Annotated in this window: 17 protein-coding genes; 1 reads left to right on the top strand and 16 read right to left on the bottom strand. The window is 58.7% G+C overall.

Going from position 1 to position 20,372, the window contains the following annotated elements:
- Nucleotides 1–22 precede the first annotated feature (22 nt).
- From ACYZT6_RS14805 to rfaH, 14 genes are all read right to left on the bottom strand, one after another.
- Entirely contained in the window at nt 23–1,498 is a 1,476-nt protein-coding gene (locus tag ACYZT6_RS14805) for a family 16 glycosylhydrolase (RefSeq protein ID WP_462027545.1), read from the bottom strand.
- Nucleotides 1,498–2,553, bottom strand: coding sequence for a UDP-glucose 4-epimerase GalE (galE, locus tag ACYZT6_RS14800; RefSeq protein WP_462027544.1), 1,056 nt, complete (start codon nt 2,551–2,553; stop codon nt 1,498–1,500). Before galE ends, ACYZT6_RS14805 begins: the two co-directional genes overlap by 1 nt.
- A gap of 29 nt (nt 2,554–2,582) precedes the next feature.
- Complete coding sequence (locus ACYZT6_RS14795) at nt 2,583–4,001, bottom strand: oligosaccharide flippase family protein (protein ID WP_462027543.1); 1,419 nt, start codon at nt 3,999–4,001, stop codon at nt 2,583–2,585.
- Between the two features lie 13 nt (nt 4,002–4,014).
- Complete coding sequence (locus ACYZT6_RS14790) at nt 4,015–4,968, bottom strand: glycosyltransferase family 2 protein (RefSeq protein ID WP_462027542.1); 954 nt, start codon at nt 4,966–4,968, stop codon at nt 4,015–4,017.
- Between the two features lie 17 nt (nt 4,969–4,985).
- The gene (locus ACYZT6_RS14785; protein ID WP_462027541.1) at nt 4,986–6,299 is read right to left on the bottom strand and encodes an O-antigen ligase family protein; all 1,314 of its coding nucleotides are present in this window, start codon (nt 6,297–6,299) and stop codon (nt 4,986–4,988) included.
- Entirely contained in the window at nt 6,296–7,408 is a 1,113-nt protein-coding gene (locus ACYZT6_RS14780; protein WP_462027540.1) for a glycosyltransferase, read from the bottom strand. Before ACYZT6_RS14780 ends, ACYZT6_RS14785 begins: the two co-directional genes overlap by 4 nt.
- Nucleotides 7,405–8,487 (bottom strand): glycosyltransferase, encoded by a 1,083-nt coding sequence (locus ACYZT6_RS14775; protein ID WP_462027539.1) that lies wholly within the window; start codon nt 8,485–8,487, stop codon nt 7,405–7,407. Before ACYZT6_RS14775 ends, ACYZT6_RS14780 begins: the two co-directional genes overlap by 4 nt.
- Before the next feature lie 2 nt (nt 8,488–8,489).
- Entirely contained in the window at nt 8,490–9,194 is a 705-nt protein-coding gene (locus ACYZT6_RS14770; RefSeq protein ID WP_462027538.1) for a WecB/TagA/CpsF family glycosyltransferase, read from the bottom strand.
- Nucleotides 9,195–9,207: 13 nt separating this feature from the next.
- Nucleotides 9,208–10,548: a UDP-glucose dehydrogenase family protein gene (locus tag ACYZT6_RS14765; RefSeq protein ID WP_462027537.1), complete on the bottom strand. Its 1,341-nt coding sequence runs from the start codon at nt 10,546–10,548 to the stop codon at nt 9,208–9,210.
- A gap of 46 nt (nt 10,549–10,594) precedes the next feature.
- On the bottom strand, nt 10,595–11,986 hold the full coding sequence (locus ACYZT6_RS14760; protein WP_462027536.1) for an undecaprenyl-phosphate glucose phosphotransferase: 1,392 nt from the start codon (nt 11,984–11,986) through the stop codon (nt 10,595–10,597).
- A gap of 142 nt (nt 11,987–12,128) precedes the next feature.
- Nucleotides 12,129–14,441: a GumC family protein gene (locus tag ACYZT6_RS14755; protein ID WP_462027535.1), complete on the bottom strand. Its 2,313-nt coding sequence runs from the start codon at nt 14,439–14,441 to the stop codon at nt 12,129–12,131.
- A gap of 2 nt (nt 14,442–14,443) precedes the next feature.
- Nucleotides 14,444–14,977: a polysaccharide biosynthesis/export family protein gene (locus tag ACYZT6_RS14750; protein ID WP_462027534.1), complete on the bottom strand. Its 534-nt coding sequence runs from the start codon at nt 14,975–14,977 to the stop codon at nt 14,444–14,446.
- A gap of 11 nt (nt 14,978–14,988) precedes the next feature.
- Nucleotides 14,989–16,149 (bottom strand): outer membrane beta-barrel protein, encoded by a 1,161-nt coding sequence (locus tag ACYZT6_RS14745; RefSeq protein WP_462027533.1) that lies wholly within the window; start codon nt 16,147–16,149, stop codon nt 14,989–14,991.
- 36 nt (nt 16,150–16,185) lie between these two features.
- Complete coding sequence (gene rfaH / locus ACYZT6_RS14740) at nt 16,186–16,722, bottom strand: transcription/translation regulatory transformer protein RfaH (RefSeq protein ID WP_462027532.1); 537 nt, start codon at nt 16,720–16,722, stop codon at nt 16,186–16,188.
- Nucleotides 16,723–17,336: 614 nt separating this feature from the next.
- Between rfaH and ACYZT6_RS14735 the strand changes: the two genes are divergently transcribed.
- Nucleotides 17,337–18,314 (top strand): NAD-dependent epimerase, encoded by a 978-nt coding sequence (locus ACYZT6_RS14735; protein ID WP_462027531.1) that lies wholly within the window; start codon nt 17,337–17,339, stop codon nt 18,312–18,314.
- 10 nt (nt 18,315–18,324) lie between these two features.
- On the opposite strand, the gene ACYZT6_RS14730 is transcribed toward ACYZT6_RS14735, so the two are convergent.
- Nucleotides 18,325–19,224: a bestrophin family protein gene (locus ACYZT6_RS14730; protein WP_462027530.1), complete on the bottom strand. Its 900-nt coding sequence runs from the start codon at nt 19,222–19,224 to the stop codon at nt 18,325–18,327.
- A gap of 298 nt (nt 19,225–19,522) precedes the next feature.
- The gene (locus ACYZT6_RS14725; protein WP_462027529.1) at nt 19,523–20,287 is read right to left on the bottom strand and encodes an alpha/beta hydrolase; all 765 of its coding nucleotides are present in this window, start codon (nt 20,285–20,287) and stop codon (nt 19,523–19,525) included.
- Between the last annotated feature and the right edge of the window lie 85 nt (nt 20,288–20,372).

Raw genomic sequence — 20,372 nt, 5'->3', positions numbered from 1 at the left:
GGTTGTCGATTGGGTGTGGCGGCTATCGACTGCGTTGCCACACCTTGACGTAGTCGACGCTGAAGGTAGAGGGCAAGTCAGCATCGTCCACCACGCCGAACCACTGCCACATGGCCTCACTGTCGAAGACGATCTGCATCGGGAAGAAGAAATGGCTGTTCTTCGATTCCCTGACCAGCACGCCATCGACGTACCAGCGCAGGGTGTCGGGCTGCCAGTCGAAGCCGTAGACATGGAAGCTGTCCGCCAGGCGCCATGGACTGACCCAGGTGCTGCCATCGGCGACATGTTCGGTGCTTTGCGGCGTGGCCCACAGGTGGGCATTCATGTTGTAAAAACGGTCCAGGGCAGCGTCTTTGGTCTTGCCGCCGATTTCGAAGATGTCGATTTCGGTGGCGTTGTCAGTCATGCCCGTCCACGCGAGCCAGAATGCGCTGGAGCCTGCCGAGTCCATGGGTTTGGCGCGCGCCTCGTAATACCCGAAGAGCCCACGCGAATGGGTGCGAACCATCGCCGAGGAGTAGTCCTTGAAGCCGAGCTTGACGTACTTCTGCGGCAAGGTGTCCTTGCGGAAGACGATGTTCAGGTTGCCGTTCTTGACGCTGGCATTGTCCGGCTTGAACAGCGCCGGTTTGCGTCCGAGCGATTCGTTCCCTTGGGCATTGTTGACGTGCCAACGTACAGGATCGAGGGTGCTGCCGTTGAAGTCGTCGGACAGGTTGGTGTCGAGTGCCCACTGGCCGGCATTGGTCTGATCGGACAGCGGCAGGTTGGGGTTGCTATGGACCGGCAACGTGCCCAGCGGTCCGACACGGGTCCAGGTGTCAGCCAGTCTGGGAACGACAATGGACCATTTGTCTGCCAGGTACTCAAACGCTTGTTGCCGCTCTGCTAGGGAGGCGAACGGGCGGTCGTAGACCAGCACTTCGGCGATGTCGCCGCGGAAGTTTTCGGCCTTGCCGACCACGTTGCGCCCGACGGCGTACGGACCGATCGGCACATCGAAAAGCTCCAGCACGGAAATGGTCGGCGCATACGCGGTGGTCTGTCGCAGGCTGATGGCGAAATTCGGCAACACGTTATCGTTGTTGGCGATTTGCGGTCGCGAACTGAACAGCCGCTGCCAGGGATCAACATTGGCTTCTGCTGGCCGAAGGGATACGAGCAACACCGTGACCGGACCTTTTGCGCTGCGGATGTTTTTGCCCACAAACCCCTCAACGCCAGTGAAACGCACCACCGATTGACCATTCAGGGCGTTCGCCACCTGCTTCGGTCCCAAGGCGGCATCGTCTGCCGTGGCGTCGTTGGACTGGCCGGATTTGTCGCGCCAGTTCTGCACACGGTCCTGTGCATCGACGGTCATGGTCGATGCATCGGCCGCGTCGAGCCACAGCATCAGCCCGCTGGCCGGCGGACGGGAGGGCGCTTGCGCCGCCGTGCCGGCCAGTGAAACTGACCACAGCAGGACCAGCAGATATTTGCTGAGCATCTGCATTACTTCGCCGTCACCAGGGCCGGTATGTCGAGTGACGACTGGTACCCCAGTGGATTGCGCGACTGCCACCGCCAGGTATCGACGATCATCTGTTCCAGGTCACGTTGCGCGCTCCAGCCCAGGTCACGTCCTGCCTTGCTCGGGTCGGCCCAGCATTTGGCGATGTCACCGGCACGTCGCGGGGCGAAGCGGTAGGGGATGGTGATGCCGGTAATGTCCTCGAAACTCTGGATCATCTGCAGCACGCTGTAGCCGATGCCGGTGCCCAGGTTCCAGGCGTTGATGCCCCCTTTGCCCCGCAACACCTCCAGAGCCTTGAGATGGCCGATGGCAAGGTCGACAACGTGGATGTAATCGCGCACGCAGGTTCCATCCACCGTGGGATAGTCGCAGCCGTACACCGTGAGTTCGGGAATCCGTCCGATCGCAACCTGGGTCAGGCACGGCAGCAAATTGGCGGGGCGGCCGCTGGGGTCTTCGCCGATCATCCCGCTTTCGTGGGCGCCGATCGGGTTGAAGTAGCGCAACAAGGCAATGCTCCAGCGCGGATCCGCGTGGCACAGGTCGGTCAGCAACTCCTCGATCATGAGTTTGGTACGGCCATAGGGATTGACCGGTTTTCCGGTACCGATGTCTTCCAGGATCGGGGTTTGCGCAGGGTCGCCGTACACCGTCGCCGAGGAGCTGAACACCAGATTGAACACTTCATGACGCACCATCGCCCGGCAAAGATTGAGTGTCCCGGCGACGTTGTTGGCGTAATAGTCCAAAGGCTTGCGAATGCTTTCTTCGACGGATTTGAGGCTCGCAAAATGCACCACGGCATCGACGTCGTAACGGCTGAAAATCTCGTCGAGCAAGATCGAGTCACCAATATCGCCATTGATGAAATCGACCCGGGTGTGGGTCAGCAGCTCAAGACGCGCGATGCACTCTCGACAGCTGTTGCACAGGTTGTCGAGCACCAGCACAGAGTGCCCGGCATTGATGAGCGCCAGGGCGGTATGGGAGCCAATGTAGCCGGCCCCGCCAGTAATCAGCGTGGTTTTAGGCATGGTGAGGTGTTCCTGTCTCAGGGGGGAATTCAGCGCGCGGTGAAAACCGTTTTGAATTCTTGCGGCCAGCGCGGGTGCAATACGCTGTACGCCACGGCATAGGTCAGGGCGCCAATACCGATGGTGAAAATCAGGTTCAGATAGCCTTGAAAACCCACTCGGGGAGCCACCATCACGACGGTTGCGGCCATGACGAGCGAGGCAATCACGCTGCGGTAATTGGCGTCGAAGAACCGGTGCCAGCCATAGCCGATGGCCGTGTTGAGTCCGCGGATTTGCAGCGGCGTGATGATCAGCATTCTCGCCAGCAAAGCGAGGGCGGCCGCCATGCCGCCATAAAGACTGCCAAAGCTGTAAACCAGCGCCAGTGCCAGTAACGTGGTTGCCACTTCGGCCTTGATGGTCAGGTGGCTGCGATTGACGGCGATCAGTGCGGTCGTGGCATACATGGCGGTATTGCCAATGGCTGCGGTGCACGCCAGCACTTGCAGCAGGGGAATGGCTTCGGTCCATTTGGCGCCGAAGATCAACAGGATCACGTCGTGCGCCGTGAGGGCGATGCCGATGAACAGGGGCGTCAGCAGGAAGCCGCTGACGGCAGTCGAATCGCTGATGATCGCGCGTAACCGTGAGGGGTCGGCGCTGCGTCGGGCAAACACAGGCAGCGCATAACTGATCAGACCGTGGTAGATCGCCGTACGCGGCAGATCGATGATGCGCATCGCCATGTTGAACATGCCCACCGCGTTGGTGCCGGCTGTCATGCCCAGGACCACATTGACCCCACGTTGCAGCGCTTGCGAGCTCAGCGCGTTGACGGCCACCGGCGCACCGGACTTCAACAGTTCGCGCAAGACCGGGCCGTCAATACGAAAGGCAATGCGTCGCGGGTCTGCGCGCATCAATACGATGATGGAGACGAACTCCATGATCAGTGCCTGGGCAACGACCGCCCAGGCCCCCAACCCCCACAGCGCGACAGCGATACCGCCGACGCCACCACACACCTTGCCCATTAAAGTGCGTGAAGCCAGCATCCTGAAGTTACCGCTGCGGCGCATTTGCGCCACATAGACCCGCGCCATCATGGTGAACAGGATTTTCACCGAGGCCACAGCCGTCATCCATTGCAACACCGGATCGGGCGTGTAAAGCATCGCTGCGCCCGAGATGACGACGATGGACACCAAACTGACGAGTACCGCCGCCCAGAACGCCGTGGTGATGTGCTTGTCCTCCAGCCGTTCGAGTCGTACCAGCGGGTCTTCCAGAACCGATGAATACATCAGACCGATCAACTCGACGATGGCAATGATGACAGTGCCCACACCCAGCTCTGCGGGCGACAACAGCCTGGCATACGCGACAAAGGTAATCATCGACAGGAAGATCAGTCCGAATTTCTCGGTGAAGATCCAGAGCAATGTCACCAGACGGTGATTGGCCATGGCGGATACCGGTTCAATGAGCGGTGGTTGATGCCGTTGCCTTGCGCAAGGTTCGAGCGCAGGCATAGAGGTAGCGCAAGGTCGGTTTGCCGCTGGCGAAGATCAGCGTTTGCCAGGAATACTCCAGCATTCGCCGGTACACGCCGATCACTTCGGCATGCTCGCCACGTCGGGAAAAGGCATTGAGAAAATCGGTGTGGTTGCCCAACACAAAATCGATCCGTTGCTGCTTGCTGAGCTGCGCGCCATAGCGGGCGAGGTACACGTCGATGAACCTGATTTTGTTCGCATAGTATTTTTTCGGTTGCGCGGTCATGTTGCCGCCGTTGACTGTGCGTTCCAGCAGCACCTGTGGCACCGTGTGGACCTCCCAGTGTTCGGCGATCCGGGTCCACATGAAACGGTCTTCGGAGTAACGCAGGCTGGCATCGAAGCCGCCGTATTGCATGATCACCTCGCGCTTGACCAGCGCGGTGGAGACGCCATTGAGCACGTTGGCGTGGATGAAATCGTAGAAATGCCGGCCGTTCTTGAGGTGGTTGTCCAGCTGCCGCCTGCCGTCGCTGTAATTGACCTGGGTGTAACAGTCGATCAGCCCCACCGACCGTCCCTGACGAGTGAGTTCGTCGTACAGCGCCAATTGCAGCTCGAGCTTTTGCGGACGAAATTGATCATCGGCATCGAGCAGCGCCACAAACGTCTCTTCACTGTGCCGCAATCCGTGGTTGCGGGCACTGGCCTGGCCTTCGTTGGCCTGCTGCAATAGCGTCAGGCGGAATGGCGCCACGAAGTCTCTGACCCGTTGTGGTCCGTCATCGGTGGAACCATCGTCGACGACGATGACGTGATCGGGCAGTCGGGTTTGCCCGACCAGGGACGCCAGTGTTTGCTCAATGCTGTCGGCGCCGTTGTACAGCGGGATCACGACGCACACTGAATGCGCTAAAGGGGGGGCTTGGTTGGGCACGGGTGTTTCTCCTTTTGTCACGCCTGGGCTGAATCGCGCGCTAAACCATTGCCAGACGGACGCTGACGCAGGGTTGTCGGTGATAACTCGGGGAATGTCGCGTGGTGATGCCGAAAGGAAAGGGCCAAGGTGCAGAACACCAGGAACTCGGCGGAGCGATAGTTGGGAATCACGTACGCCACATAATTGGTGACGACGAACAAGCCGATGATGACCAGGGCGCTGGCGCGAAACCGCGCCGCCTGGTTCGCCGTCACGGCGCGGTATTGTTTGAGCAGCGCTTCGCCCAGCAGCAGCGCCAGCGCAGTCAACTGGATAATGCCGCCGTTGAGCAGGGTCTCCATGTAGCCGCTGTGGGCGTTACCGATGTAGCCCCAGCGAGTGATGAAGGCACTGGCATCGGGGCTGGCCCAGAAGGCACCGAAACCGTAACCCTTGAGCCATTGTTCGTCGACAAACGGCGCGAGCAGCTCCCAGATCATCGTGCGGTCAGTGAGCGACGGATCGCGACCGGCGATCTCCAGCAGCCACGCAACGTGGCTGTACAGCAACAGGCAAACCAGCAGAAACACCAGCGTGCAACCGAAGAACAGCCACTGCGAGCGGTTGATATGCAAGCGGATCAGGGTGAGGAAATACCAGTAGCTCACCGTACCGGAAATGATCAATGCCACGCCGGTCGCCGACTGGGCGAGCAGGATGGCGATCAGCGAAAAAAACGAGCAGAACAGGGCCCAGCGATTGCGTTGGCGGATCATCGGCAGCAATAGCAGGATGGCGATTGCGTTGAGTCGTGCCCCGGCGTTCTTTTCGGCGAAAATCCCCTTGAATGCACCGTCGCGAATGCCACCGGACAAGAACGCGACGTCAGGCATGACCACGGCGAGCATCAACCCGATCAACGCTGCCACGCCGATGGCACAGCCGAGCATGAAGGTGATTTTTTCAAGGGGGTAGTTGTAGGCAATGAAACCGGCAAAAAACACCACGCTGAGCATCGCGATAAAGCGCTTGAAACTCAGCATCGGGTCGTGGGACCAGCCGATCGATGCGATGACACAGAACATGAACATCAGCAGAAAGAAGTTGCTGCGGTAAAAGGTTTTGCTGAGGAACACCTTGTTGCGGATGAAGAAGAACAACGGCACCAACAATGTGATGAGACCACAGACCTGGTTGGCGACGTTGCCTTCCAGGTCTTTATCGATGTCGCCGAAGCTGGACGCTCCACCCAGGCTGAGGACAAACGTGATCACCTGGATGTAGAACAGCACACCGAACAGAGTGAATGCGTCGCGTAGTGTGGAATATCGGATCTCCAGTGTGCTCATGGTGATGGCCTCCGGAGCAACGCGGTGAGGTAGGTTTCTACCGCGCTGGCATTCATGAAACGCGCGGCGGCATCGATGCGGGACTGGCGTTGCAGGTCTGGCGGTGTCGAGAGTTGCAGGGCGATGGCCTGCGCCAATGCGCTGGGGTCGTCGACGGCCACCAGCGGCGCGACGAGGCCACCGATGAGAATGTCTTGCGGGCCATGGGGGCAGCGGGTCGACACCACCGGGGTACCGGTGGACAAGGCCTCGACCAACGCGTTGGGGCTGCCCTCGAAACGTGACGACAGCACAAAGCAGTCGGCCGCGGCCACTTCTGCCATGGGATCGCGGGTGTGGCCTGGCAAGTCGAACCGATCGGCCACACCCAGCCTGCAGGCCTGCTCAAGCAACTGCGCCCTGAGCGTGCCTTCGCCAAAAATGATCAGGCGAACGTTCGCGTCCGGCAACCTCGCGAAGGCGTTGATCAAAGTGTCGAAGCCTTTTTGCGGGGCCAGGCGACCCACGGCGACAATCACCGGGCTGGACTTCTGCAACAGCCAGCGGTGACTCGGCCGACCCGGCGGCTTGTCGCGAAAGTCGTCGTCGAGGACCGGATTGTCGGCAATGGTCACGTCCTGGAGACGTGCAAGGGTGGTGTCGACCAGGTCCTGGGCGACGCCTCGCGAGACGCAGATCACCGGGTTGGGGATGAGCCGATACAGCAGGGGTGCCACCCGATACGCCAGCCGAACCATGAAGCCTTGGTTAACGTGCTTGTCATGGGAAAACGTGTTGCGTTCGCTGACGTGCAGCCGTGCCAGTGTCCCTGACAGTGAGGCGGCGAGGATGGCCACCACGTTGACGTGAGTGAGGGCCGCCAGTAGTGCGTCGAAGCGATTGGCGCGAAGAAATCGCGCGAGGGCTGGCACCGCACGGGCGGTGCGCTGGCTTTGCAATTCGACTTTCTTGACCCGCGGGTCGAGGTGCACCGCATGGACGCCGCCGCCGGTGAGCATCAGCAATGTCACATCATTGCCAGCGTCCACCAGGGCACTGGCGAGGCGCGCCATCATTTTTTCAGCCCCGCCGGCGCCGAGGTCATGCAGGATAATCAGCAACTTTTTCATTGGTTCCATACCTGGTAATACGCTTGCGCGGCGTACCGACTGGTGTACGGATGGATGGCATCACTGAGCATTTTTGCGCTTGGCGCAACGCCGCTCTGTGCCTCCAGGCTTTGAAGCATTCCCCGCGCCAACGCCGGTACGTCGTTGACGGCGACCAGTTGACCCAGGCGACCGTTGTCCAGCAGTTCCCTGGGCCCTGTCTCGCAGTCGCATGCCAGCACGGGCGTACCCAGTGCCAGCGCCTCGATCAGGACGGTCGGCATGCCTTCCTGCACGGAGCTCAGAATGAACAGCCGTGCGTGCCTCAGCAGTGGATAGGGGTTGCTCAGGAAACCGGTGAAATGCACCCGGTGCGCGATGCCCAGTCGGTTTGCCTGAGTGGTCAGTGCATCGAGCAAGGGACCGTCACCGACGATCACCAGATCCGGCAGTGCTTCGCTGCGCAACGCCAGGGCGTAGGCATCCAGCAACAGATGAAAGCCTTTAGGTTCCACCAGTCGGCCCAGGCTCAACCAATAGTCGCGGGGTAAATGGGTGGACAGTGGCGCTTGTGCGGCTTCAAGCAGTTGTTCGGTGACGACGGCGTTGGGGCAAAAACGGATCCGTTGCCGGCCCCAGGGCATCCAGTCGACGAGGGACTGGCGCAAGGCCGTGGAGACCGTGACCACCTTGCCGCTGCCGCAGAGGTACAACGTATAGAGCAGGCGCAGGCTTGAAGGGCCGGTTTTCTGTTCAGTGCAATCCAGTGCCGCGTGGCGGCTATAGATGACTTTGCAAGGCCGGCCCAAGGTGGCGATCCAGGTGCAGAGATTGGCCTGCTCCTTGGCGGAAATCAGGTGGGTGACGCCCTCACGGCGAATGAGCCGACGCAACAGCACAATGGACTTGAGCAGGCCGACGATGCCGCTGCCGGTGCCGCTGGCGAGCATTGGCGCACCTTCAATGTCCGGCGTGTCACCGTTCATGACGAAAAAACTCACACGCTGGCCGTCCTTGAGAAACTGCTCGGACAACCGTTGCTGGACGCGCTCGACGCCGCCACCGGATTTGAAGTCCTTGAGAATGAACAGGATGTGCATGGTCATTCCCCAACGCTGATGGCAACTTTGCGTTGAACGATCATCCTCAACAGGTGCAAAAAATTGCTGGGGTAGTCGATGAGGTAGCGTTTGATCGTATGGGGTTCGCGATACATCCGATAAAACGCGCGCATATGCAGTTGATTGATCACCGCCGGGTAGTATTGCTGCGTGGCCATGGCTTCCTGGCGTATGAACCCGCCACAGGTGAAGGCGACACCCCGAAAACCTGCGCGCAGCGCATCCTGTTGGAACTGCTCCTGCAGCCCGGCACCCAGGCCGACGATCAGGATGTCTGCTTCGCTGCGGCAGATGTCCGCCTGAATGCACCGGGCCTGGGACGTATCGAAGTAGCCGTTGTGATAACCGGCGATGGTCAGCCTCGGATAGAGCATCTTGATCTTGCCGACAAACAGATCCAGTTCAGCCTGGCGGGCTCCGACGAAATACACGCGCTTGCCCTGTTGCTCGGCGCTGCTGAGAACAGCGTCGGCAATCGAGGTGAAATCAAAGCTGACCCGGCCGATCGTACGGCCGGTCACGCGTGACATGAACGTCGACATCAGCATGCCGTCGCAAAAGTAGGCGACGGTGCCTGGGGCCTGTTCGAAAAGGCAGCCGATAGAAGCAAAGTTGATGAAGGAATAGGCCTGGTTGGCGTCGAGTAACTTCGGTGAGTAATGCCTGACTATTTGCAACCTGATCATGGCGCGGCTCCCTTCAGATGACCGGGTAGGTCTGTCGACCCACGGAGACGTAGGTGAAACCGCGTTTGCTCAACCGCTGCGGATCGAACAAGTTGCGTCCGTCGAAAATCAGCGGTTGCTTGAGCTGCCGGCTGAGCAGGTCGAAGTCAGGCGCGCGAAACGATTGCCACTCGGTGACGATGATCAAGGCGTCGGCGTTTTTCAGCGCCGCTTCCTTGGTGCCCGCCAGCGTCAAGTCATCGCGCGAGCCATAAATACGCTGGGCCTCCTCCATGGCTTTGGGGTCGAACGCCTGGACGCTGGCGCCGGCACGCCACAAGGCTTCCATCAACACTCGGCTGGGGGCTTCGCGCATGTCGTCGGTGTTGGGTTTGAAGCTCAGGCCCCACAGGGCAAAGGTCTTGCCGCGAAGTGCGCCGTCGAAGTGATTGAAAATCCTGGTGTACAGGCTGGCTTTCTGTTCGTCGTTGCGCGACTGGACGGCCTTGAGTACCCGAGCATCGATGTCGACGCTGGCGGCGGCGTGTATCAGCGCCTTGACGTCCTTGGGGAAACACGAACCGCCGTAGCCCACGCCCGGATAGATAAATTGATAACCGATGCGCGGATCAGAGCCGATGCCATGCCTGACCATTTCGATATCGGCACCCAGTTTTTCGGCGAGGCTGGCCATTTCGTTCATGAAGCTGATCTTGGTCGCCAACATGCTGTTGGCGGCGTACTTGGTCAGTTCGGCGCTGCGCAGGTCCATGACGATGATCTTTTCGCGGTTGCGACTGAACGGTTCGTACAGTTCTCGCATGACCTCTTCGGCGTGCTGGCTGTCGGTGCCGATGATGATCCGGTCCGGGCGCATGCAGTCATCGACCGCGCAGCCTTCCTTGAGAAACTCGGGGTTGGAGACCACGTCGAAGGTCAGGTCGCCGCGACCGTTGTCGGCCAGCACCTGCTCGATGTGCGCCCGTACCCGGTCGCCGGTCCCGACGGGGACGGTGGATTTATCGACGATGATGTGATGCCGGTCCATGTTCAGCGCGATGGTTTGCGCAACGCTCAGTACATGTTGGAGGTCTGCCGACCCGTCTTCGTCAGGCGGTGTACCCACCGCAATCAACAGCACATCGCCATGGTGGACAGCGCTGGCAAGGTCGGTGCCGAACTGCAGTCGTCCACTTTGGTAATTGTTGTGGACCAGGCTTTTCAGGCCCGGCTCATAGAGCGGCAGCGTGCCATTCTTCAACGCCTGTACCTTGTCGGCGTCGACGTCCACGCACAGGACGTTGTGGCCCACTTCTGCCAGCGCCGCGCCTTGGACAAGTCCAACGTAACCAATACCGAATACGCTCACATTCATGATCAAACCTCGGGTCGTCGTGACAGCGATCAACGATGGGCAGGGGTCAATAGATGTTTTTCGAGAACAAGGTGAAGGGCGTCTTGATGAGGATCTTGATGTCCAGCCACAGCGACCATTGGTTGATGTAGTTGAGGTCTTGGGCGACGCGCAGCTGCATCTTTTCCACCGTTTCGGTTTCGCCTCGATGCCCGGTGATCTGGGCCAACCCGGTAATCCCCGGTTTGAGGCGGTGACGGGCCATGTAGGCGCGCACTTTGCCGGTGTAGTAAATGTTGTGGGTGACGGCATGCGGGCGGGGGCCGACCAGGGCCATTTGCCCGAACAACACGTTGAACAGCTGCGGTAACTCGTCGATGGAGCTGCGGCGCAGAAAGCGTCCGAGCGGCGTGACGCGATCATCGTCACGGGTGGCCTGGTGCACTTCGCGATCGTCGTGGAGGCGCATCGAACGAAATTTCCAGACCTTGATCACTTCGCCGTTGCAGCCGTGGCGATTTTGCTTGAACAGCACGGGACCGGCGGAGGTCAGCTTGACGGCGATCGCTACTGTCAAGAGCAACGGACTGAGGGCAATAATGGCCACGGCGGCCAGGCTGCGTTCGAACAGGTCCTTGCAAAACAGGCTGGCGGGGTGCGAGCTGATCAGGCTCTCGTTGAGGTAAATCGCCGGCATTCGCTCGATTTCAGAGATCGAGTGATTGAGCAGCACCATGCTGCCGAAATCCGGAATCCACACCACGTCGACGTTCATGTCCAGCAGATCGATATAGAGCGCTTCGATGGTGGCGGCATGCGCCATCGTCAGGACAATGTAGACGCGGCGTACGTCCAGGCGGGTGATGATCTCGCGGATCCCATCGACGTGACCCAGCAGGGGCAGAATGCTCGGTGCCGGGCCGCTGTTATCGGCGGCGGCGATGAAACCCAATACCAGCGCGCGGTTCGGCTGGGAGAGTTTTTTCGCGAGTTCATGGGCGGTCGGGCAAGTGCCGATGATCACCGAGCGGCGTTCCCTGCAGATCATTCGCGAATGCAGCCGGGCGAAATAATGCAAGGGCAGGAAAGTCGCCGCCTGGACGAAAAAGCCCAGCACTGCCCAGACCATAATGACCTGGCGCGAGTAAATCGCACTGGTCTGGGTGGTGAAAGCAATGGCCGCCAGCACCGCCAGCAGGATCAACCAGCCGGCGAGTAACCGGCCGAGCCCGACCACCAGGCCGTGTCGCTTGTGGTAGACCTGCATCATGCTGTAGATGGGCACCGAACCGAGCACGGTCAGAATCATCAGGATGCGGTATTCGCTGGTCAGACTGCCAACACGCCAATACACCAGTAGCGTCAGCAGCGAGATGGCCAGTGTCATCGCACATAACCACTGGCCCCAGAACGTCAGGCCTCGGCGATGTGCAATGTGAGCGGTGTATTGCGGAGTCATGGGCTTGACCTCGAGGCATGAGTGATCTATCGGCACTGAACGGCAGCCACGACGTGGCTTCCGCAGGGCTTTTCCGTAGCTCGGCAGAGGTGAAGCAGGGTGTGAGGAGCAGATAGAGGTAGAGCAAAAGCGTGACCGGCTGTTACCTGGGCACGAAGTCGTAGTTGTAGAACGTTCGGGAATGGTTGTAGCCGTACTTGCGCGCCTTGCGCAGATCGACTTGATTGAGCACTGCGCCAAACACCGGCACGTGGCTTTGTTGCAACATTGAAATGCCTCGCTGCACCTGATTGATTGGCGTGCTGTCGGCCTTGACCACATAGATCACGGCATCCGAATGCCTGGCCAGCAACAGCGCGTCGCTGATCATCTCTGCCGGGGGAGAGTCGATGATGATGTGGCGGTAACGCGTCTTGAGCACCTCAAGCATGCGCGCCATCCGCGGTGAGCTGAGCAGGTCCTGTGGCGGCGGCTGGCGTGTCGAACTGAGCGTGTCCGCAGGGGATGGCAGGCGCGGTGCGCTGAACAGATCCTGCGATACAGGCGCCATCCTTCCGGCCGGCAGCATGTCCAGGTTGCCCACCGAAACGATGCAGTCTTCGAGCCGGGCAGTGCCCGCAATCACATTGGCCAGTCCCGGACTGTCAGGCGGAAAGTCGAAGTTCAGCGACAGGGTTGGCTGACGCATGTCTGCATCGATCAGCAGCACACGCTCCAATGGTGTAAGTGAGCTGGCCAGGTTGTTGGCAATCGTGCTTTTCCCTTCACCGGCAACGGTCGACGTGACCAGTACCACCTGCGACGGCATGTCACTGCTTTGCAACATCAGCCAAGTGCGCAGGTTGCGAATGGTCTCGGAAAAGCGCGGGTTTTCATTGTCTTCGAACAACCGCGCCAGTTGCCGACGGCTTTTCTTCATGACCAGCGGAACGACGCTGAGCAGCGGTATGTTCAGCGTGCTTTCGATCGACTCATCAGTCTTGAAGGTGTTGCTCAGTTTGTCCATGAGCAAGGCCAGCGCCATGCCGATCACCGTCGCGATCAAACCGACAATCCCCACAATCAATGTTTTACGCGGCTTGCTCGCATCGACAGGAACAATGGCCGGATCGACGATGCGCACTTTGGTGGAGTCCATATCGGCGGTGGCGGCAGTTTCCTTCAAGCGGGTGACGAAGGTTTCATACAGTGCGCGGGTGCTGTCGACTTCACGCTGGAACTCGCGCAACTGGAATTCCTTGCGGGCGATGTCCTGGATCTGCGCCTTGTTACTGTTGAAGGATTGGCGTAGCGAGGCTTCGCTGGCCGAGGCGAGCTGGAATTGGCGTTCGATCCCGGCGACCACTTGCTGAACCTGCAACTGCAGGCTGGTGGTCGCGGCGCGCAATTCGGATTGCGCGGAAATCAGGCTTGGGTGTTTCGGCCCATAGCGCCCCGCCAGCTCATCGAGCTTGGCTTGTGCCTTGGCCCGATCCGCCTGGAACTGCTGGACCAATGGGTTGCTCAAAACCGCCGGCACACTGGAGAGCCGGCTCAAATCGCCGCTGCTCAGGGCCTTCGCCTGGCGGTATTCGCTCTCGGCTTCAGCGCGGTTGCGACGGGCGTCGACCATACGATTGCCGGTCATTTCCAATTCATTGGCGCTGATGGTTGCGACCCCTCCAACGTCGACCAGGCCTTGCTCCTCCCGGTATCCCTGAAGCTTTTTCTCGGCGGTGCGCAGGTTGTCACGCAGCTTGACGAGTCGTGTGTTCATCCACGCCGTGGTGGTCTGCGAGGACTTCTCGCTGGTGTCCAGTTGGCTGTCGGTAAAGCCTTGGGCCAGCGCGTTGGCCACCGCTGCTGCCAGAACCGGGTCGGGCAGTTCGACCTCGATTTCCAGCAGCTGGCTCTTGCCGACGAACTTGACGCTGGTGTGCAACATGAGGTTCTGCGTGACCTGATTGAAAACATCTTCCTCGCTGGGCGCGTCTTTCACCGGGGCCAACGTGCCCAGTCCTGGCAGCCATTGGTCCAGGTCGAGGTCCGCCAGCCATTTGCGCGGCGTGAACCACGGCTTCGGTTGCTGGCGCGGGTCGGTGACCGGGTGAGTCGTCAGGTTGAGTTTTTTCACCGCGCGCTCGGCAAGGTCCCTTGATTGCAGGAGCGCCTGTTGCGTCTGCAAGTATTCGGTGGCGTTGCTGCCTGAATCCTTGACCTGCTGGAAGGACATCAGGGGCGGTGTTTTATCGTTGAACAGCAAGGTGGTGCTGCCGATGTACTGCGGGGTAATGGCCGACACCGCAATGGCCGCCAGGGCACAGCAGAACAGGACCAGCCATCCGATGGACCATTTGGCGCGCCAGATCACCCTCCAGATTTTGAGCAAATCAATGGTGTCCTGACGTTCGCTGTACGGCTGATGCACATGCGTTTGAAGAGGACGCTCGACGTAGGGGCTAGGGCTGTTGTCCATGGTCAGAAAAACCCTTGTGCAATGGAAATGGTATCGCCGGGGGCAATCGTGGTGCTTCGGGTGACCTCATCGGTGAGTGTGGCGCCGCCGTCACCGCGCACGATGGTCACGCGTTTGATCGAGGCCCGCTCGGTCAAGCCACCGCCCAGGGCGATGGCTTTCTCCAGAGTCAGTCCGGGTATGAATGGATAATTGCCGGGTTTTTTCACTTCGCCGTTGATGTAGAACGGGCGGTATTCGATCTGGCTCAAGCTGACTTTCGGGTCGGTCAGATACCCTTGTTTAAGTCCGTCGACGATGATTCTTTCGACTTGACCGGGGGTCAGTCCCGTCGCGGAAATCTCTCCCAGAAAGGGGTAGGAAAAGGTGCCGGCATCGCTGAGGCGGATCTTTTTCATGCTCAACTCTGGCTCGCCAAACACGATGATGCGCAAGACATCGCCAGCGGCCAGTTTGTACTGAGTGCCGGGGTCTGCTGCATAGGTATTGGGTAGAACCGCCAATGCGAACAACAAGCCGAGTGTGTGTATGTTCATGGCGAAACCCTCTAGAGGCTTACGTTGAAGCTGATCTGAACCACATTGCGGGTAAAACTTTCGTTGTCGGCATCGGAGTCGTTATCGCGGAACCGATAGCCGAGTTCGATATCCAGCCATCGGCGCATCGCATACACCACGGCCAGGTGGTAATCCTGCAAGTCGTCCGTGCGGCTTTGGCCCTCGTAGACATAACGACCGAACCCGGCTTGTGCCACGGTGGTGATCCGTTCGGTCCAGCCATGGCGCCAACCGACCTGGGTGAAGGTCGACTTGACGGCATCGGCGCCATCGTCGCCCTCGGCGAGGGCCTGACGGGCCACAAAAGTGAACGTTGAATAAGTTCGCGGTTTCCATTGCAGGTCCACTTGCCAGGTGGGGTTGTCGAGGTCCTTGGATTCGCTGCTGTCGAAGTCCTTTTTCTCATACCCGACGCGGACTTTGCCGGTGGTCTTTGCCGTGATATCCCAGACGGCACCGGCCAGCACTGCGTTGGATTTACTGCTGCGCAGGCTATCAGGTTGCTGGTAATCAAAATTGGTGTGGTCGTATTCGAGCAGGCCACGGGTATTGCTGCCGATGCGGTGATACCAGGTGGTGGTCAGGCCGGCGGTATTGCGCTCTTTGTCGTCATTGATGCCGTCGGCATTGTCGTAGCGGAGTTCTGCGTAGCTGGCGCCGAAATCGAGCTGATTGTCAGCGCTCTTGGCGCCGTAGGTGTAGAGGCCGCCCACCCGTTTGTTGTTGAGTTTGTCATTGACGCCTTCGACTGCAGTCGATTCGGTGCGCTCGTATTTTCGATACTCGGCTTCGAGCTTCAGACGGTGCCGGTCGGTGAATTCCATGACGCTGTCCGCCCGCACCCGTTGTGCGGTGTACGAGGCATCAGACTCGTCATGATAAATGTAGCGGGCAGGCTGCCAGATCAGTCGGGTGGCGCTGTTGCGATCTTCGGCCTTGAGTTCGAAGTTGGGCACCAGTTTGGTGATCATGGAGGATTGCTTATTGTTCTCAACCTCCCGGAAGTTATCGTCATGGCTTTCTGAAAACAGAAAGGTGGGTGTGAAATCGAACCCGTAAACGTCAATAGGCGCCGGATCAATACTCCAGGCCATTCCAGGGTAGAGAGAAGCCATGATCAGTGCAAAAGGGCAACGTGAATTCAAGGCCATGTCATGGCTCCTGGAAAAAACATGGAAATCAGAGAGTTAGAGAGTGGTGTGGAATGAGGCCTGCTGACGTTCAAGGTCACCTAATGGCAAGCAAATAGCCTGTTCCCGATTAAGAAACTGCATCAGGATCATGACGCGCTCAGACCCATGGGAAGCGATGAAAACACCTTCGAGCGTCGACAGCGGACCGCGGATGATTTGCAGGTGATCGCCGGGCGTCAGGGGTGGGTCATTGGGGGATTCTGCGGATTCGCCACAGCGCGCACGCAGATGCTCGATGACGTGCTCGGTCACCGTCGCAGGACCGTGATTGAATTCGACAATACGACTGACGCCGCGGGTAGATCGTATGGGCGCCCAGTTATCGTTACCGCCAAGATGGATAAACAGATACCCGGGGAAGAGGGACTCGCGCACGAGGTGTTGTTTGCCGCGAATCCTGCGTTCACTCAACAGTTGAGGGTGGAACACGACATAGTTTTGTTGAAGCAGGTTGATGTGGGCGCGTTCATCCTGCTGAGGCTTGCATTGCAACAGGTACCAATTGGAACGTTCGGAGCTGATGACTGACATGCTGGTAAACCTCGTGAAATATCGAAAGTTTAGGCAGGCAGAGGCTCTATTAAGGCCCGAAAAGTATTAAAACCAGACAGAATTGCTGTTCTTGTTTGAACGGGCGACAGTGCGTCTCAACAATGAGACACAACATGTTGCATTGTTGAAACAGTGCAGTAATAAGGGTGCGTTATATATGACAGCGTGCTGGGTATAAAGTCTAAGCATTTTGCCGAAGGCAAAGCTACCGCAGGGTCCCTGTCACGGGGCCATCAAAAACGAGGATTTCAGAAGTTATCTGACGAAGCAGCGCAAACAAAAAAACTGCACTCGTATTCTGTTCCACCAGACCATGGGTAGTTATTGACCAGTCTCGATAATCTGTCAAACGTTCCTTGTCAAAAAACATGCCTTTTGTCCAATAGTGCATTCGGCTGTAGTCAAGTGTTTGTTTTTACATGTGATTTGTTTTCCGGCAAACGGTTTAAACTTTTTATGATATTTATAGTCGTGCTCTGCCGAGAGGGCTGGAGACGGATTACCCATTGATGGGTCTTGTAATGGAATCTGGAACCTCGGCAACTGTAACGCTATAACTAATTGCCTTGGATCGGACAGGCGGGATAATCACTATGACCATTCTTGTGACCGGCGTGGCAGGTTTCATCGGGTATCACACCGTCAAACGATTGTGCCTGGAGGGGCGAGAAGTTGTCGGTATCGACAACCTTAACAATTATTACAGTGTGGAATTGAAACGCGCTCGGCTCAAACAGTTGAGCGAGTTGCCCGGTTTCCGTTTTCAAATAATGGATATTGTCGATAAACCGGCCTTGATGGCGTTATGCAAAGACACTGGGTTCACCGAGGTCGTGCATCTGGCGGCGCAAGCGGGGGTTCGTTATTCGCTGGATAACCCGGATGTGTATGCGCAGTCGAATCTGGTGGGATTCCTGAACGTGCTGGAAGCCTGTCGCCACTATCGGCCTGCGCATCTGATCTATGCGTCGAGCAGTTCGGTGTACGGCGCCAACAGCAAGCTCCCGTTCAGCGTCGATGACCCGGTCGATCAACCGGTTTCGCTGTACGCCGCCAGCAAGCGAGCCAATGAGTTGCTTGCCCACAGCTACTGCCATCTCTACGGTCTTCGCGCCAGCGGCCTGCGTTTTTTTACCGTATACGGGCCTTGGGGCCGTCCTGACATGGCTCTGTTCACGTTTACTGAAGCGATGCTCAATGGCCGGCCGATTGATATTTACAACCATGGCCAGATGGCGCGCGACTTTACCTATGTCGACGACATTGTCGAAAGCATCGCCCGCTTGCGTCCAAAGCCGCCGATACCGGACAAGGAGGCTGATGGCGCCAACCGGATTTTCAACATCGGGCGCGGGAAACCGGTCGCGTTGCTGGAGTTTGTCGAATGCCTGGAAACGGCGCTGGGCATAAAAGCTCAGCGCAACTATTTACCGATGCAAAAGGGCGATGTCTTCAAGACGTGGGCTGATGTGTCGGCGCTGGCAGACTGGGTCGGCTTCTCGCCCCACGTGGAGGTTGAAGCAGGCGTGAGGCAGTTTGTGCAGTGGTATCGCGACTTCTATCAGGTATGAATCTGACGCCTCACCCCAGCACGAAATCCACCGGTTCCAGCGCTGGAGGAAGCTTTGTTTCCCCTAATGCTGCAAGGATTTCCCGCTCGATGTTGCGCACGATGGCATCGATGGGCAGGTCGTTTTCATCGCGTCCAAACGGATCCTCCAGTTCATCGCCAATCGCATCCAGACCGAAAAAGGTATAGCTGACAATCGCCGTGAAAATCGGTGTCAGCCAGCCCAGCGGTTCGGCCATCGCGAAGGGCAAAAGGAAACAGAAGAGGTAGCTGGTCCGGTGCAGCAACAAGGTGTAGGCGAAAGGCAACGGCGTGTGTTTGATGCGCTCGCACACCGCTTGGGCCTGGGTCAGATGCGCCAGGTGATTGGTCATGATCGTGTAGCGCCATTCGTTGATCACCCCTGACTCGCTGAGCGCCGAACACTGCTGGCCGACCTGCTGCACAATCTGTCCGCTGAAATCAGGCGCGTGGTCCTCCGGTGCCGGGTTGAGCCAGCGGCTACTGGCGACCAGCTGATTTTCCAGGCGCAGCTTCGCGTTGAGCGCATGGGCGAACCCGCACAAGTGATGAAGCATTTTTCGGCGCTGATTGGCGTCCTTGATGACCCGGGTTTCGCGAATCATCGAGCGGATCGCGACCGTCACGTCGCCCCAGGCTTTGCGGGCTTCATACCAGCGGTCATAACAGGCGTTGTTGCGAAAACTCATGAAGATCGACAGCGACAAACCCAGTAGCGTGAAGGGCGTCGCGCTGACCTTGGAAAAATAGCTCGGGTGCCATGTCTCGACGAGCACGATGACCGAGGCGAGCAGCGTCACCATCAGGCAGCGCAGGGCAATCCGTTTGGCGATCGAGCCCTTGATCGCACTCACAATGTTGAGGAAAGTCGGTTTGGGTCTGACGATCATGGTGTTCCGCCTACGGAGAAAACGGGTGATTCAGATCGGGCGCAGGCTAAGAGCCTGTGGGCTGTCCGTCCAATCACTGTTGATGACCGAGTGATCGATGGGCTCTATGACTCACACACTTACTTTGTAGCAGCTGCCGAGCCTGCGAGGCTGCGTCCGGCTGCGAAGCAGTCGTAAACCCGGTTTCTGTGGTCTGTCTGATATACCGCGAGTTCTGATTTTACGACTGCTGCGCAGCCGAACGCAGCCTCGCGGGCTCGGCAGCTGCTACAAATCGCGGTGTGGCGTCGTAATTTGTTCACAACGCATCGCCAAGCAATTTTAGATACTCGGGGCTCTCGGAGATGGAATTGTGGCCCACACCCGGCACGACCCGCAGCGTGGCCACGCCTTTGGCGAAATGGGTGTAGAGCTGCTCCGTGCTTGAGCGCGGTATGACTTCGTCGTGCTCCGCGGCAATCAGCAGCGTCGGTAGGGTGATGTGGGCCGCGTACTTCCATGATTCAAACCGCTCCTGTAGCAGCCATTTCACCGGAAACCACGGGTACTGGCGCACGGCGAGGTCTTCCAGGCTGTTGTAAGGCGTGATCAGGATCAGGCTGGAGGCCGGGCGCTGGCTGGCGAGGCGCACGGCGACCCCCGAACCGAGGCTGCGCCCGACCACGGCGATGTGTGGGTGAGTGTCGTAGACCTTGTCGAACAAGGTCATGGCATCGCGCTGGATGGCCTCCTCGGAAGGCGAGCCGGAGCTTCCCCCGAAGCCTCGATAGTGCAGCAAATAGATCGCATGCTCCGGGAAGGCCTGCGTAAACCCGGGCAGGTTGCGAGAGACGTCCTCGGCATTGCCGCCGAAATAGATCAACGCCTTCGGTCCGTCGTGGGGCCTGACCGACACCACGACATCCGCATCGTCTACCGTCAGCTTTAGCAGCGTATCGGGCGTCTCGATGGCGCTGGGTTGCGGGAAGTAGATGAGCGCGCGCTGAAACACGAACAGCGCCGCACAGAGCGCCAGGTACAACGCAGCAAGGATGACGACGATTAACACCAGGGTTCGTGGCATTCGGCTAACTTTAGTGGGCGACATTGACGGCTCTGGGCTGAGGAACCCAATCCACGGGATCGGAGCCAGAGTTTAGTTCATCGGT

Source organism: Pseudomonas sp. RT6P73, assembly GCF_054897715.1.
This window is presented reverse-complemented; position numbering and strand designations above follow the sequence as displayed.

Bases quoted from the DNA above. Each gene is read 5' to 3' on its own strand.
- ACYZT6_RS14805 (WP_462027545.1), bottom strand. From the start codon at position 1,498: ATGCAGATGCTCAGCAAATATCTGCTGGTCCTGCTGTGGTCAGTTTCA.
- galE (WP_462027544.1), bottom strand. From the start codon at position 2,553: ATGCCTAAAACCACGCTGATTACTGGCGGGGCCGGCTACATTGGCTCC.
- ACYZT6_RS14795 (WP_462027543.1), bottom strand. From the start codon at position 4,001: ATGGCCAATCACCGTCTGGTGACATTGCTCTGGATCTTCACCGAGAAA.
- ACYZT6_RS14785 (WP_462027541.1), bottom strand. From the start codon at position 6,299: ATGAGCACACTGGAGATCCGATATTCCACACTACGCGACGCATTCACT.
- ACYZT6_RS14780 (WP_462027540.1), bottom strand. From the start codon at position 7,408: ATGAAAAAGTTGCTGATTATCCTGCATGACCTCGGCGCCGGCGGGGCT.
- ACYZT6_RS14775 (WP_462027539.1), bottom strand. From the start codon at position 8,487: ATGCACATCCTGTTCATTCTCAAGGACTTCAAATCCGGTGGCGGCGTC.
- ACYZT6_RS14770 (WP_462027538.1), bottom strand. From the start codon at position 9,194: ATGATCAGGTTGCAAATAGTCAGGCATTACTCACCGAAGTTACTCGAC.
- ACYZT6_RS14765 (WP_462027537.1), bottom strand. From the start codon at position 10,548: ATGAATGTGAGCGTATTCGGTATTGGTTACGTTGGACTTGTCCAAGGC.
- ACYZT6_RS14760 (WP_462027536.1), bottom strand. From the start codon at position 11,986: ATGACTCCGCAATACACCGCTCACATTGCACATCGCCGAGGCCTGACG.
- ACYZT6_RS14755 (WP_462027535.1), bottom strand. From the start codon at position 14,441: ATGGACAACAGCCCTAGCCCCTACGTCGAGCGTCCTCTTCAAACGCAT.
- ACYZT6_RS14750 (WP_462027534.1), bottom strand. From the start codon at position 14,977: ATGAACATACACACACTCGGCTTGTTGTTCGCATTGGCGGTTCTACCC.
- ACYZT6_RS14745 (WP_462027533.1), bottom strand. From the start codon at position 16,149: ATGGCCTTGAATTCACGTTGCCCTTTTGCACTGATCATGGCTTCTCTC.
- rfaH (WP_462027532.1), bottom strand. From the start codon at position 16,722: ATGTCAGTCATCAGCTCCGAACGTTCCAATTGGTACCTGTTGCAATGC.
- ACYZT6_RS14735 (WP_462027531.1), top strand. From the start codon at position 17,337: ATGACCATTCTTGTGACCGGCGTGGCAGGTTTCATCGGGTATCACACC.
- ACYZT6_RS14730 (WP_462027530.1), bottom strand. From the start codon at position 19,224: ATGATCGTCAGACCCAAACCGACTTTCCTCAACATTGTGAGTGCGATC.
- ACYZT6_RS14725 (WP_462027529.1), bottom strand. From the start codon at position 20,287: ATGCCACGAACCCTGGTGTTAATCGTCGTCATCCTTGCTGCGTTGTAC.